Annotated in this window: 14 protein-coding genes; 9 read left to right on the plus strand and 5 right to left on the minus strand. The window is 67.9% G+C overall.

The genetic code is table 11. The features are described from left to right. Positions 1-107: 107 nt before the first annotated feature. On the plus strand, positions 108-2,783 hold the full coding sequence (gene mutS / locus ACRYA2_RS23875) for a DNA mismatch repair protein MutS (protein ID WP_433633797.1): 2,676 nt from the start codon (positions 108-110) through the stop codon (positions 2,781-2,783). A 115-nt stretch (positions 2,784-2,898) separates the two neighbouring features. Here mutS and ACRYA2_RS23880 read toward each other — a convergent pair whose 3' ends face one another. Next, positions 2,899-3,168, minus strand: coding sequence for an HAH_0734 family protein (locus ACRYA2_RS23880; RefSeq protein WP_113277254.1), 270 nt, complete (start codon positions 3,166-3,168; stop codon positions 2,899-2,901). A 174-nt stretch (positions 3,169-3,342) separates the two neighbouring features. Here ACRYA2_RS23880 and ACRYA2_RS23885 point away from each other — a divergent pair, with 174 nt between their 5' ends. Genes ACRYA2_RS23885 through ACRYA2_RS23905 form a run of 5 tightly spaced genes read left to right on the plus strand, consistent with a single transcriptional unit; the run spans position 3,343 to position 5,543 of the window. After that, positions 3,343-3,624: a 50S ribosomal protein L44e gene (locus tag ACRYA2_RS23885; RefSeq protein ID WP_113277256.1), complete on the plus strand. Its 282-nt coding sequence runs from the start codon at positions 3,343-3,345 to the stop codon at positions 3,622-3,624. 2 nt (positions 3,625-3,626) lie between these two features. Next, entirely contained in the window at positions 3,627-3,800 is a 174-nt protein-coding gene (locus ACRYA2_RS23890; protein ID WP_113277257.1) for a 30S ribosomal protein S27e, read from the plus strand. Further along, entirely contained in the window at positions 3,797-4,597 is an 801-nt protein-coding gene (locus tag ACRYA2_RS23895; RefSeq protein ID WP_113277258.1) for a translation initiation factor IF-2 subunit alpha, read from the plus strand. The genes ACRYA2_RS23890 and ACRYA2_RS23895 overlap by 4 nt, the downstream gene beginning before the upstream one ends. After that, positions 4,594-4,776, plus strand: a complete 183-nt coding sequence (locus ACRYA2_RS23900; RefSeq protein WP_113277259.1) for an RNA-protein complex protein Nop10 — start codon at positions 4,594-4,596, stop codon at positions 4,774-4,776. Before ACRYA2_RS23895 ends, ACRYA2_RS23900 begins: the two co-directional genes overlap by 4 nt. 5 nt (positions 4,777-4,781) lie before the next feature. Further along, positions 4,782-5,543, plus strand: a complete 762-nt coding sequence (locus tag ACRYA2_RS23905; protein WP_433633801.1) for a proteasome assembly chaperone family protein — start codon at positions 4,782-4,784, stop codon at positions 5,541-5,543. Positions 5,544-5,553: 10 nt separating this feature from the next. On the opposite strand, the gene ACRYA2_RS23910 is transcribed toward ACRYA2_RS23905, so the two are convergent. The 3 genes from ACRYA2_RS23910 to ACRYA2_RS23920 form a co-directional block, all read right to left on the minus strand. Next, a complete protein-coding gene (locus ACRYA2_RS23910; RefSeq protein ID WP_433633803.1) occupies positions 5,554-6,090 on the minus strand; it encodes a DUF7344 domain-containing protein in 537 nt (178 codons plus the stop codon). A 165-nt stretch (positions 6,091-6,255) separates the two neighbouring features. Next, complete coding sequence (locus ACRYA2_RS23915) at positions 6,256-6,567, minus strand: hypothetical protein (protein WP_433633805.1); 312 nt, start codon at positions 6,565-6,567, stop codon at positions 6,256-6,258. Continuing rightward, positions 6,564-7,373: a M99 family carboxypeptidase catalytic domain-containing protein gene (locus ACRYA2_RS23920; RefSeq protein ID WP_433633807.1), complete on the minus strand. Its 810-nt coding sequence runs from the start codon at positions 7,371-7,373 to the stop codon at positions 6,564-6,566. Before ACRYA2_RS23920 ends, ACRYA2_RS23915 begins: the two co-directional genes overlap by 4 nt. A gap of 132 nt (positions 7,374-7,505) precedes the next feature. Here ACRYA2_RS23920 and coaBC point away from each other — a divergent pair, with 132 nt between their 5' ends. Continuing rightward, positions 7,506-8,675 carry a bifunctional phosphopantothenoylcysteine decarboxylase/phosphopantothenate--cysteine ligase CoaBC gene (coaBC, locus tag ACRYA2_RS23925; protein WP_433633809.1) on the plus strand — a complete coding sequence of 390 codons (1,170 nt, stop codon included), beginning with the start codon at positions 7,506-7,508 and terminating at the stop codon, positions 8,673-8,675. Between the two features lie 26 nt (positions 8,676-8,701). Here the strand turns inward: coaBC and ACRYA2_RS23930 are convergent, their stop codons facing one another. Next, positions 8,702-10,180, minus strand: a complete 1,479-nt coding sequence (locus ACRYA2_RS23930) for a DHH family phosphoesterase (protein ID WP_433633811.1) — start codon at positions 10,178-10,180, stop codon at positions 8,702-8,704. Positions 10,181-10,348: 168 nt separating this feature from the next. Between ACRYA2_RS23930 and mvaD the strand changes: the two genes are divergently transcribed. Together mvaD and ACRYA2_RS23940 are read left to right on the plus strand one after the other, a co-directional pair. Further along, positions 10,349-11,323, plus strand: coding sequence for a phosphomevalonate decarboxylase MvaD (gene mvaD, locus ACRYA2_RS23935; RefSeq protein ID WP_433633813.1), 975 nt, complete (start codon positions 10,349-10,351; stop codon positions 11,321-11,323). Positions 11,324-11,694: 371 nt separating this feature from the next. Beyond that, a complete protein-coding gene (locus ACRYA2_RS23940; RefSeq protein WP_433633920.1) occupies positions 11,695-12,906 on the plus strand; it encodes a LeuA family protein in 1,212 nt (403 codons plus the stop codon). Positions 12,907-13,294: the final 388 nt, after the last annotated feature.

Genomic DNA, 13,294 nt, shown 5'->3' on the forward strand with positions numbered 1-13,294 from the left:
CGTCCGTGCCGACCGTGCGGCGGCGGAACGCTCCGCGAGCGGTCGAAGTCCCGGTTCCGTCGCTCGGTTCCGAGGGGTATTTCGGGCAGCGGAACCAGACGCTACCTATGGACGCGGCGCTGGGGCCACCGGAGAAGATGGCCGAGCGGAGCGACGAACTGACGCCGATGATGGCGCAATACTTCGAACTCTGCGAGCGATACGAGGACTCGCTCGTCCTCTTCCAGGTGGGGGACTTCTACGAGACGTTCTGCGAGGCCGCCGAGACGACGGCACGACTGCTGGAGATAACGCTCACGCAGCGCGAGGACAGCACCGGCGAGTACCCGATGGCGGGCATCCCCATCGACAACGCCGAGTCGTACATCGAGACGCTGCTCGACGCGGGCTACCGCGTCGCGGTCGCCGACCAGGTGCAGGAACCCGAGGAGACGACGGGCGTCGTCGACCGCGCCGTCACCCGGGTCGTCACGCCCGGCACCCTCACGGAGGACGAACTACTCGACACCGAGGACAACAACTTCGTCGCCTGCCTGACGCGCGAGGCGAGCGACGGGGGGAGCTACGGTCTCGCGGTGCTCGACGTCTCGACCGGCGACTTCTACGCCACGACGGTCGAGAGCGAGAGCGCGGCCCGTGACGAACTCAGCCGGTTCGGCCCGGCTGAGGCCGTCGTCGGCCCGGACGCCTCCGCCGACCCCTTCGACGCCGGCTGCGTAGTGTCGACGTACGACGAGGACGCCTTCGAGCGCGACGCCGCCAGCGACCTCGTCGCGGACTACTTCGGCCCGCCGGAGCGCCTGCTCGCCACCGACGGCGAGGTGCGGGCCTGTGGCGCGCTGCTGGCGTACGCCGAGTACGCCCGGGGCGGGGCCGACGAGGACGGGGACGCGGGGGGCGAGCACGGTCACCTCGACTACCTCAACCACCTCACCCGCTACGACCCGCGGTCGTACGTCCTGCTGGACGCCGTCGCGCTCCAGAGCCTCGAACTGTTCGAACCGCGTGCGGTCCACGGCCACGAGGACGCGACGCTCGTCGGCGTCCTGGACGAGACGGCCTGCGCGCTCGGCAGCCGGAAGCTCAAGGACTGGCTGCGCAGACCGCTGCTCGACCCCGAGCGCATCGATGCCCGTCTCGACGCGGTCGAGGAGTGGACCGAGCGGGTCCGCGCCCGCGAGGAGATTCACGACCTGCTCCGGGACGTCTACGACGTCGAACGGCTCATCTCGCGGGTCGCCCGCGGCCGGGCGAACGCTCGCGACCTCCGGTCGCTGAAGGACACCCTGGACGTGGTTCCGGCTGTCGCCGACGCGATGGACGGCGTCGAGTCCGAGAAGCTCCGGGACCTGCGCGCCGACCTCGACGAGATGGCCGACGTGCGCGACCTGATCGGCCGGGCCGTCCGCGAGGAACCACCCATCGAGGTGACGGACGGCGGCGTCATCAGGGAGGGGTACGACGACGAACTGGACGACCTCCGCGAGACCGAGCGCGCGGGCAAGGCGTGGATAGACGACCTGGAGCAGTCCGAGCGCGAGCGCACCGGCATCGACTCGCTGAAAGTCGGGTACAACCAGGTCCACGGCTACTACATCGAGGTGACCGACCCCAATCTCGATCGCGTGCCGGACGACTACACCCGCCGCCAGACGCTGAAGAACTCGGAGCGGTACGTCACGCCCGAACTGAAGGAGCGAGAAGACGAGATCGTTCGCGCCGAACAGCGCGCCGACGACCTCGAGTACGACCTCTTCCGCGAGGTCCGGAGCGCCGTCGCCGAGGAGTCCGAGCGCGTGCAGTCACTCGCGGACGCCCTCGCGGAACTGGACGTGCTCGTCGCGCTCGCCGAGGTCGCGGCCAGGCACGGCTACTCCCGCCCCGAGGTCGGCGGCGAGGGCATTCACGTCCGGAACGGCCGCCATCCGGTGGTCGAGCGCACCGAATCGTCGTTCGTGCCGAACGACACGCAACTCGACGACGACGCACTCGCGGTCATCACCGGCCCGAACATGAGCGGGAAGTCGACGTACATGCGCCAGGTCGCGCTCATCGTCATCCTCGCCCAGGTGGGGAGCTTCGTCCCCGCCGACGAGGCGCGGGTCGGCCTCGTCGACCGTGTGTTCACCCGCGTCGGCGCGAGCGACGACATCGCGGGCGGCCGTTCGACCTTCATGGTCGAGATGACGGAACTCTCCGACATCCTCCGGAGCGCGACCGAGGACTCGCTGATTCTGCTCGACGAGGTCGGCCGCGGCACCAGCACGGCGGACGGGTTCGCCATCGCGCGCGCCGTCACCGAGTACGTCCACGACGAGATCGGCGCGAAGACCCTCTTCGCGACCCACCACCACGATCTCACCGACGTTGCCACAGAGCTGGACGACGCGGTCAACCTGCACTTCTCGGCCACCCAGTGCGACGACGGCGTCGTCTTCGAACACGAGGTCGCGCCGGGCGCGACCACCGCCTCCTACGGCGTCGAGGTCGCGAAGACCGCCGGCGTCCCCGAGCGCGTCATCCGGCGGTCGCGTGAACTGCTGGACGCGGAGGAGAAGCCGGCCGAGCGCGACCGCTCCGACGGTGACGAGAGTGGCGAAGCCGGGGCGACAGCCGGCGAGCGGACGGCCGACGACGCGGCGAGAGACGAGACGCCGACCGACGCGACGGCGGAGCTTCCGGCGGCGGTCGCCGACGAACTTCGGCAGACGAGCGTCGCCGACACGACACCGCTGGAGGCGCTCCAGCTACTCGACCGACTGAAGCGACGGCTGGACGAGTGAGGCGACGGGAGAACCGGTGTGACACGACGAGTCGGCTCGGGCGACGGCGCGGGTCCGTCGAGTGGGGAGCCGCGGCCCGTCCGGACCGAGAGAACTGCTGGACGGAGACGACCGACTACGAGACCGCGGTCTCGTCGGCGCGCCGGACGATTTCGAGGGCCTCGGCGTCGATGGACTCGGTGTCGAGGAAATGCGGAACGTAGTTACGCCGCTCGAAGTCGTCGCGTTCGTCTTCCGTGCCGATGACGCACCAGAGCTGGGGCTCGTCGGGGCCGTGCCAGTCGCCCTGGCGGTTGATCGAGAAGCAGACGCGCTCGCCGCCGTCGTAGTCGATGACCGCGTTCTTCCGGATGCCGGGGTCCCCGTGAATGATGAGCCGCTTCATACCCGGCGATTCGGAAGGCGGTCAATTAAGCGCTTCGAAGGGTACTACGCGAGCGCTCGCCTCGGGACGGCCAGAACTCCGTCCGGACAGCGGGGTTCCACGGAGAGCGAGGACGCCCGAAACCAAACGGGTTTTAAGCCCCGAAGCGCAATCTCTCCGTAAGGTCGATACTCTATGCAGATGCCACGCCGATTTAACACGTACTGTCCGAACTGTCACGAACACAACGAACACGAAGTCGAGAAGGTCCGCAGCGGTCGCCAGACGGGCATGAAGTGGAACGCCCGCCAGCAGAAGCGCGGCACGAGCGTCATCGGGAACGCCGGTGGCTTCTCGAAGGTGCCCAGTGGGAACAAGCCGACGAAGAAGACCCACCTCAAGTACCGCTGCAGCGACTGCGGCAAGGCCCACATGCGCGAGGGATGGCGCGCCGGTCGACTGGAGTTCCAGGAGTAACCATGGCGGGGAGCTTCTACCGGGTCCAGTGTCCGGACTGCGAGAACGAACAGACCCTCTTCGGCAAGGCCGCGGACGAGGTCAACTGCGTGGTCTGTGGGCATCGACTCGCCTCGCCGACCGGCGGCAAGGCCGCAATCGACGGTGACATCGTCGAAACAGTAGAGTCCCGATGAAATACAGTGGCTGGCCCGACACCGGCGAACTCGTCGTCGGCAAGATCGACGAGATAGAGGACTTCGGCGTCTTCGTCGACCTCGAGGAGTACGAGGACAAGCGCGGCCTGGTCCACGTCAGCGAAGTCGCCAGCGGGTGGATCAAGAACGTCCGCGACCACGTCAGCGAGGGCCAGACGGTCGTCTGCAAGGTGCTCGACGTGGACACGTCGTCCCAGCAGATCGACCTCTCGCTGAAGGACGTCAACGAGCACCAGCGCAGCGACAAGATACAGGACTGGAAGAACGAGCAGAAAGCCGACAAGTGGATGACCCTCGCGTTCGGCGAGGACATGAGCGACGACCTGTACGGCCGCGTCGCGAACGAACTCCTCTCCGAGTTCGGGAGCATCTACGACGGGTTCGAACAGGCGGCCATCCATGGCCCGGAAGCGCTCACGGCCACCGACCTCGACGACGAGGAAGTCGAGTCGCTGGTCGCCACCGCCCGCGAGAACGTCTCGGTCCCGTACGTCACCGTCACGGGGTACGTCGACCTCCAGAGCTCCGCGAGCGACGGCGTCGACGCCATCAAGGAGGCCCTGCAGGCGGCCGAGGGCAACGGCGAGATTCCCGACGAGGTCGAACTCGACGTCACCTACGTCGGCGCACCCGAGTACCGCATCCGGGTGAAAGCGCCGAACTACAAGACCGCCGAGGCGCAACTCGAGGAGAGCGCCGCTCGTGCCGAGTCGGCCATCTCGGAGGCCGGCGGCACCGCCGACTTCCACCGCGGCCGACGCACCGACGAGGAATGAAATCCGACATCCGGGTGTGTTCCGACTGGAAAACGGAACACGACCGTCCCGTCTACACTCTTGCCGATTCCTGTCCCGACTGCGGAGCGCCCGCCGTCAACAGCGCGCCCGCTCCGTTCGACCCCGAGGACCCGTACGGAGAGTACCGACGCGCTCTTAAGCGGCGCACCCACGAGTAGTTCCTATGGACGAAGTAGATATCGAGACCGTCGCCGACCCGGAGCTACAGGACCCGGTACTGATAGAGGGACTGCCGGGCGTCGGCCACGTCGGGAAGCTGGTCGTCGAACATCTCCTCGAGGAGAACGAGAGCGAACTCGTCCGTCGCGTCTACTCCGAGTATCTGCCGCCGCAGGTGAGCGTCGCGGACGACGGCATCGCCGACCTCGTCTCCGCGGAACTGTACGCCCTCTCGCTCGGCGGGCGGGACGTACTGGTGCTCACCGGCGACCACCAGGCCCAGGACACCCGAGGTCACTACCGGCTGACGGACGCCTTCCTCGACGTGGCCGAGTCGTTCGGCGTCGAGCGCGTGTTCGCGCTCGGCGGCGTCCCGACCGGCGAACTCATCGAGGAGTACTCCGTGCTCGGCGCGGCGACGACCGAGGAGTTCGTCTCGGAACTGGAGTCCGTCGGCGTCGAGTTCCGCGGGGACGAACCCGCGGGCGGCATCGTCGGCACGAGCGGTCTCCTGCTCGGCCTCGGCGACCGGCGCGGCCTCGAAGCGACCTGCCTGATGGGCGAGACGAGCGGCTACCTCGTCGACCCCAAGAGCGCCCAGGCGGTACTCGAGGTGCTCCAGTCGGTGCTCGAGTTCGAGGTCGACTTCGAGTCGCTGGAGGAACGTGCCGACGAGATGGAGGAGGTCGTCAGCAAGATAGAGGAGATGGAGTCCCAGCAGGTCGGCGGCATCGGTGCGGACGAGGACCTCCGGTACATCGGATAGCGCAGACCGTTCAGGGAGCCAGTCCCTTCTCGCGGCCGCGATAGACGTGGTAGCTCGCCGAGACGATGAAGAGCGCGAGGAAGAACCAGGCCCAGACTCGAACGGTCAGCGCCTCGACCGAGAACAGTCGGAGTTCCGTGGCCACCAGCGCCACCAGCTCCAGGACGCCGAGTCCGAGGTAGTACGTCGCCCACGACACGTCGTATTCGGGGACGACCTCCATGTACACCTCGACCTCCCGGGCGCGGTCGGTGAGTTGCAGTTCCTTCGACCGCTGGTCGTACTCGACGATGTCGAGGTCGTCGAGTTTCGGCAGGTGAGTCTGGTGGAGCGAGACGTAGACGCTCTTCCGGACGTTCCGGGGCGGCGGCGACTCGTCCGTCTCCAGCGTGGCGATGTGTTCGGCGAGTTCGTCGACGGTCAGCGTCCCGTCGATCTCCCGGAGATGCTCGATGGTGCGCCGTCGCCGCTCGTTACGCAGAACGTTGTGTATCTCGCTCTCGTCGAGCGTCGACGGACTTTCGCTCTCCGGGTCGCTTAATTTCATGGATTGGCCAGGGCGGCAGTGTGAAACACATCTGATGCTGTGAGTATTAAGTTTATCATTGGTTCGGTGGTACCAGCGACTGAACAATCAAAGCATCGGTGAACGAGAAGGTATCCACGATTCCGACGTCGGAGCGGCCGGCCGCCGGTGGGACGCGGTGCTTCGTCACGCCGGCGATTCGGTGGACATCCGGGTTCGGACCGTCCGGTACGCGCCGGCCAGCGCCACGGCGACGGGGTACGCGCCGGCGAGGAAGGGCACCCAGAACACCCACAGTTCCAGCGTCGGGAACAGTTGGCTGCCGACGGCGCTGCCGAGCGTGAACACGACGTACCCCGGCAGCGCCAGCGGCGTCATCAGTCGAGCGTCGACGGCACCGGCGACCAGCGGCCCGACCAGGAGGACGTAGACGACCCAGACGGCGCGCCCGGCCAGTACCCGGCGCAGGTCCGACCGCGAGACACGGCCGGTACTCATCGCTTGCCTCCCGCCGGTTCGACGCCGTGGCGCGCCAGCAGGTCGGCGGCGGCTCGCTTCGTCCACCTGACCTGGGTTCCCTCGTCGAGCAGGAAGTCAGTCGTCTCGACGATGTACCCTGGCCTGTCGAGGTCGCCGGCGACCTTGTGGACCAGCATCGGGCTGCCGCCAGTGAGTCGCCCGCCGACCCGGTAGTCGTGGTACGGCATCGACCACGGGACGACGGCGTCGTTGAGGTGCGCGGCGGTCCGGTCGGCGTACGTCGCGGCCTTCCCGTCGTCGGTCGGCCAGAGCACCTGCCCGACGGAGTTTGCGTGGAGGCGGTAGATGCCGACGGAACTGTGCAGGTCGAGCACGACGTCGGGGTCGTGGCGCTCGACGACGCTCCAGATGGCGCGAGCGAGCTTCGTCGTCGGCCGCTCGCCGGTCGGGAACGCTCGGTTCAGGTCGCCGTGTGCGCCCTCGCGCCGGTCGTTGCGGATGGCCACCCGGTTGGCCCGCGGAATCGCGACGAGCGTTCCGGACCGCAGGGGCCGCTGCGCGACGTCGCCGGCCGCGCGGTAGCCGCTCTCCTCGTCGCCGTGCATCCCGCCGACGACGAGCGCGGTCGGACTCGCCGGGTCGGCCCTCCGGACGAACACCTTCGTCGCGTACCTCGTTTCGGAGAGGAGGGTGTACGACGAGGTTTCGTCGTCGCCCTCGGCCGCCGCCGAGACGTCGTCGCCGGACTGCGACGCCGCCAGTAGTCCCGTCGCTCCGAGCGCGGCCGCGCCGCCCGCACGGGCGAGGAACCGTCGCCGTTGCATGGCCGAACCACCACACCCGGCCCACATCAATTTTGTCGCCAGCCGCGAGGCGGAGCCCGGACCGGTCGATTCCGCGTCCCGACGCGCCGCAATCCGTGACTATTTACGCGACGCCGTGCCCAACTCCGGGTAATGCTCACCGGAGTGAACGTTGCGCTGGGGGTGACGGGCAGCATCGCGGCGGTGAAGGTCGTGGAACTCGCCCACGAACTGCGACGCCGCGGTGCCTCGGTCAGGGCCGTGATGACCGAGAGTGCGCGAGGCATAGTCCACCCCTGGGCGGTCGAGTTCGCCACGGAGAACCCGGTCGTCACCGAGATAACCGGGTCGGTCGAACACGTCGAACTCTGCGGACGCGACGGCTGGGCGGACGTGTTCCTGGTCGCCCCGGCCACCGCGAACACGGTCGGGAAGATGGCCGCCGCGGTCGACGACACGCCGGTGACGACCTGCGCGACGACCGCGCTGGGGGCCGACGTGCCGGTCGTCGTCGCGCCGGCAATGCACGAACCGATGTACGACCACCCCGGCGTGCTCGACGCCATCGACCGCGTCGAGGAGTGGGGCGTCGAGTTCGTCGACCCGCGCATCGAGGAGGGGAAAGCGAAGATAGCGACCGCGGACGACATCGCGCTCGAACTGGCCCGGGTCGCCACGCCCTCCCCCCTCGACGGCAAGTACGTCGTCGTCACCAGCGGCGCGACGAGCGAACCGATCGACCCCGTGCGCGTGCTGACCAGCCGGGCCTCCGGGAAGACGGGGCGGGCGGTCGCCCGCGCGTGCTACGCGTACGGCGCGAACGTCGCGCTCGTCCACGACGCGCCCGACACGAGATACTCCACCGGTCGGCGCGTCGAGACCGCGGAGGAGATGCTCCACGAGGTGCAGGACCTCATCACCGCGCTTCCCATCGACGCGCTGATCTCCGCGGCCGCCATCAGCGACTACACGACCGACGCCGCCGACGAGAAGATTCGCTCCGGTCGGAACCTCACGCTCGACCTCGAGCGGACGCCGAAGCTCATCGACGCCGTCCGCGAGGACAACCCCGACCTCCCCATCGTCGGGTTCAAGGCCGAGACGAGCGGCGACGACGGCGCGATGGTCGCGGCCGCCCGGGAGACGCTGCACCGGGTCGACCTCTCCTTCGTCGTGGCCAACGACGCGAGCGTGATGGGCGAAGACCAGACCCGGGCGCTGTTCGTCCACGAGGGAAGCGTCCGCGAGCATCGCGGAACGAAAGCGGACCTGGGATTCGCGGTCGCCGACGAACTCGTCGAAGAACTCGCGACCGAGACGTAGGAGCGGCGTCTGGGTCGGCGTTTCCCCTACTCCTCGTCGGCCAGTTTGATGTCGAACGACGCGATTTGCTCCGGGTCGGGGCCGAACTCGTCGCCTTCCGGAAGCGACCGCATCGTCTCGAAGAACCGTTCGGTGACGAGGTCGCGGACGACGTTCGACAGCGACTCCTCGGCTTCCTCCTCGACCTCGCCGAGCAGTCCGAGCGGAATCTGTGCGCCGGCCATGTCCGCGTGACCGCCCGCGCTCCCGATGCGGCCGAACGCGGAGCGCATCGTCTCGCCGAGGTCCACGTCGGTCCCGCGAGCGCGTGCCGAGACGTAGACGGTCTGGTCCATGAACCCGAACACGAGCGTGGTCGTGACGTCCTCCAGGTCGAGCAGTCGGTCGGCCGCCTGCGCGAGCGCGTCCCGGTCGGAGAGCGCGCCGACGCAACTGGCGAGCACGCTCCCGTCGAGTTGCCGGTTCCGGATGGCCCGGGCGATGGTGTCTATCGTCTCGTGACTGATCGAGGGGCTCTCGACGCGCTCCAGGACGTCCGTGTCGGCGTGGGGAAGCAGGAACGCGGCCGCCTCGAAGTCGGCCGTCGACGCCTCCCGCGTGAAGTCTTTCGTGTCCACGCGGATGCCGTACAGCAGCCCCGTCGCCACCGACTCGGCGGGTTCGACCCCGAGCTGCTGGAGGTGGTCGGCCATGAGCGTGCTCGTCGCGCCGACTGCGCTCCGGAGGTCGACGAAGGTAGCTTCGACCGGCATCTTCGGGGGATGGTGGTCGACGACTATCTCGATGGGCGTGTCCTCGGGCAACTGGTCGTTGACGCCCGGTCGGGAGTGGTCCACGAGCGCGATGGCGTCGAACTCCGAGAGGTCCGCGCCCGGTTCGAAGTTCCGCAGTTCGAGGTCGAGCAGGTTGACGAACGCGCGGTTCTCCTGGTGGGAGATGGCGCCGAAGTAACAGACCTCGGCCTCGGTACCGACCGCCTCGGCGATGCGTTCGAGCGCGACCCCGCCGGCGATGGCGTCCGGGTCGGGGTTGTCGTGCATGAAGATGCCGAGCTTTCCGTCCACGCGTCGGAGGACGCGCTGGAGGTTCCGGGTCCGGAGTGCGCCCTCGCTCTGGATAGTCGACAGCAGGTGCTGGGCGACCGTCCTCCCGGGACCGATGACGTCGTCCGCGAGCGCCCGGAGGTTGTCGCGGTCCTCGGGCGACGGGGACTCGCCCGCGTACACGACCAGATGGACGTCCGGGTGGACCGACCGGAGCGCCTTCGCCGCGGCCAGGTTACGGTCGGCGTCGTCGCTGGCAACGAGCGCCAGGTCGGCCCGGAGGTCGGCGAGCAGGTCCGGGTCGGTGGGGTCGCCTTGCCGCGCCGACACGTTCTCCGTGCGGAGCGTATCGACCCGGCCGCCGTTGTCGTCCACGACGACGACGCTGCCGGGCCAGTCGGCGAGCTCCTCCACGAGAGCGTGGCCGACCGACCCGCACCCGAGTACGAGCCGGGATACCATTCTACCCGCGATTGCTGTCGCGGGGCCTAAAACCTACCGGGACCACTCGTCACTAAATTCCCGGAGATAAGCGCTCTGAAACACCGCTAGAGGCCGATACCGTTTCGTCCGGGAACGTTCGAACCGCGTTCCAGAGATTTTAAACCCCGCTCTCGCCCCCTTCACGGTATGAAAGCGACCGCGAAAGCCCACCCGATACAGGGACTCGTCAAGTACCACGGGATGCGCGACGAGGAGCGTCGCTTCCCGTATCACGACAGCATTAGCGTCTGTACCGCGCCGAGCCACACGAAGACCACCGTCGAGTTCGACGCGGACCGCGACGAGGACGCGTACGTCGTCGACGGGGAGGAGCTCTCGGGCCACGGCGCCGACAGGGTTCGCGCTGTCGTCGATCGCGTTCGAGACCTCGCGGACGTCGACGACCGCGTCCGACTCGAGAGCCGGAACAGCTTCCCGTCGAACGTCGGGCTCGGGTCGTCGTCGTCGGGCTTCGCGGCTGCGGCGATGGCCTGCGTCGCCGCAGCCGGACTCGACTTCTCCCGTCCCGAGATATCGACTATCGCCCGCCTCGGTTCGTCGTCCGCGGCGCGGGCCGTCACCGGCGGCTTCTCGGACCTCCACACCGGACTGAACGACGACGACTGTCGCTCCGAACGAATCGAGTCGTCACTCGAAGACGACGTGCGCGTCGTCGCCGGGCTCGTCCCGTCGTACAAGGAGACAGAGCAGGCCCACCGCGAGGCCGCGGACAGCCACATGTTCGAGGCGCGACTCGCGCACATCCACGACCAGCTGGTCGAGATGCGCGACGCGCTCCGGGAAGGGAGCTTCGAGCGCGTGTTCGAGACGGCGGAACACGACTCGCTGTCGCTCGCCGCGACCACGATGACGGGACCCACAGGCTGGGTGTACTGGCAGCCGGACACGCTGGAGATATTCAACGCCGTCCGTCGGCTCCGCCGCGAAGAGTCGGTCCCGGTCTACTTCTCGACCGACACGGGCGCGAGCGTCTACGTCAACACCACCGACGAGTACGTCGACCGCGTCGAGGAACTCGTCGCCGACTGCGGCGTCGAGACCAGCGTCTGGGAGGTCGGCGGCCCGGCGACGGTGCTGTCCGAGGACGAGGCGCTGTTCTAGCTCTCCGCGACGGACGACGCGGCTGCCGACAGCGGTCCGCGAACGCCCGTCGGTCCCGCGCTGAATTATACCGAGTTTTCGGGTTCGTGGAGAGCGACGGCCGACCCGGAAGGTCACATGCAAGGTCGCGCCGGACCGCGCGCGAGTTAAGTTCTAAAGTTATGAAGTGAAATCAACTCTCCGAGCGCCGACTTGTAAACACTCGGCCAACTACCGTCAAAGGGCGTATAAGGAATTAAATCACTGATGGGGTCGACGATGTCGGGCGATTTTCCGAACGTGACAGCCGGCGTAGTGGTCTGGACGAGTGAGAGCACCTGTCTCACCACCACGCTTAAATAGGAGGTCGGCACTGGGACCGAGTGTAATGTCTGACCACGACGCACGCTCCTCCGAAAGGGGGGGTCGAGTTCTTCCAGGGCACGTTAGCTCACTCCCACGAAATCGATAACGTTCGGATTTTCGACACGACGCTGCGAGACGGCGAGCAGACGCCACGGACATCGTTCTCGCCAGCCGAGAAGCGCGAGATAGCGGCGACGCTGGACGAGATGGGGACCCACGTCATCGAAGCCGGGTTCCCCGTCAACGGCGACGCCGAGTTCGAGGCCGTCCGCGACATCGCCGAATCGACCGACGCGACCACCTGCGGGCTCGCGCGCGTCGTCGACGGCGACGTCAAAGCAGCGCTCGACGCGGGCGTGGAGATGGTCCACGTCTTCGTCTCGACCAGCGACGTACAGATAGAAGACTCGATGCACGCCACCCGCGAGGAGGTGAAAGCGAACGCGGTCGAGGCCGTCGAGCGCGTGAACGAGGCGGGCGCGATACCGATGTTCTCGCCGATGGACGCGACCCGTACCGACGACGACTACCTCATCGAGGTGGTCGAAGCGGTCACCGAGGCGGGCGTCGAGTGGATAAACGTCCCCGACACCTGTGGGGTCGCCACGCCCGCCAGGTTCGCCGACCTCATCGCTCGGATCAACGAACACACCGACGCCCGCATCGACGTGCACACGCACGACGACTTCGGGATGGCCACCGCGAACGCGATGGCCGGCCTCGAAGCGGGCGCGGAGCAGGTCCAGGTGAGCGTCAACGGCATCGGCGAGCGCGCCGGCAACGCGGCGTTCGAGGAGGTCGTCATGGCCGCCGAGAGCGTCTACGGCGTCGACACCGGCGTTGACACGCGAGGCATCGCCGACCTCTCGGAGATGATAGAAGCCTGGAGCGACGTCACCGTCCCCGTCAACAAGCCGGTGGTCGGCGACAACGCCTTCGCCCACGAGAGCGGCATCCACGCCGCCGGCGTCATCGAGAACAGCGACACGTTCGAGACGGGCGTGATGACGCCCGAGATGGTTGGCGCGGACCGGGAGTTCGTCCTCGGCAAACACACCGGGACCCACGCCGTCCGCAAGCACCTCGAACAGTCCGGGTTCACCCCCACCGACGCCGAGGTGCGCAAGGTCACCCGACGGGTGAAAGACCGCGGCGCGGAGAAAGAGCGCGTCACGGTCGCCGACCTGCGCCGGATGGCCCGCGAGATGGACGTCGACAGCGAGGAGGTCCGGGCGTAATCATGCCCGCCTGCCGCCGTTCACCCCCTCGACAGCCGCGGGTGGTGCGAGCGAACCGCCGAACGACGCGCAGGACGCGACCCGCGGGTCGCCGCAAGAATTACCCGGCGCGCAAGAGCTATGTGCGTGGCTGTGCGAAGAGCACCCACACGAATGCGACAGCTACTCGCCGTCGACGGTCCGCAGGCAGGGCGCCGGCGTACCGCGAGGACTGTCGAGAGCGCGCGTATCGTAGGGGCGTAGCCCCTGCACATTCCTTCTCCACCGACTCCGCCGCACCGTCTCCGACCAGCACCGACAACGCGCTCCAACAGATGTCCCAGTCACGACCCGACGACCACGAAAACGACCAGCAACGACACGACCGAACAGTTCGCCAGCCGACTCC

The sequence above is a fragment of the Halomicrococcus pelagicus genome (assembly GCF_050954125.1).